Below are 736 nucleotides of genomic sequence, written 5' to 3'. Positions count from 1 at the left end.
TGCTTTCTAATAGCCGAGAAGTAAAGCTGTTAATGGATGTAATGCGTTTTGCTACCGGGCGTTATAACCAATTACAGCCGTTTGAAAAAGCGACATTAGTGTTTAACTTAATGTCGTTTCCTCACTGTTATGTGCCGAATGCAAATTTACGCCCATTGTGTGATGAGCTCGCTAACACACCTATAGATCAGTGGCTAAACGTGTTAAGTAAAACAGAGAAGGTACAACCCAATTTAAATCTTGATAACTTTACAGCACGAGTAGAATTATTGATGACACTACGCCGTAAAGGTAGTTTTAAAGCGCTGGATGTTTATCGACAGTATCGTCGTGATAGTGAGTTGGATAACTGGATTTGGAAAACCGAAGCGACAGCATCTGAGATTGAAGAAGCCGTCGAAAGGTTAGATAGTGTCGAGACTGTGCTAGCGTCTATGGATCAAGAGTGTGAAAAGGCATTGAATTACTTTGAGTATTATACCCAACGTTCAGATTCATTGCGCCAAACTGAACCCTCAATGTCACAAGTGCAATTAACCACAATCTTTAGGGCGAAAGGCTGTGAGTATAGCCAAGTCTATTTGCCTTATTGGGATAAAGACGCCTTTCCTTATGTTAATCGTTCGTCTGTTGGGATCTCTGCTGATACCGAAGAGGAGCGTCGCTTAGCGTATGTTGCCATCACACGTGCAAAACACAGTGCCAAGATCTACTACTCGGTAGAGAACAGTAAGAA

At 41.8% G+C, this 736-nt stretch carries 1 protein-coding gene; it reads left to right on the top strand.

Going from position 1 to position 736, the window contains the following annotated elements:
* Positions 1-736 (top strand): 3'-5' exonuclease (locus CTN07_RS22515; protein ID WP_170107358.1); only part of this gene is annotated, 736 nt, incomplete at both ends.

This window comes from Photobacterium damselae (assembly GCF_003026815.1).
GTDB lineage: Bacteria > Pseudomonadota > Gammaproteobacteria > Enterobacterales > Vibrionaceae > Photobacterium > Photobacterium damselae.
The sequence above is the reverse complement of the archived record's forward strand: the minus strand, read 5'-3'. Positions and strand labels throughout refer to the sequence as shown.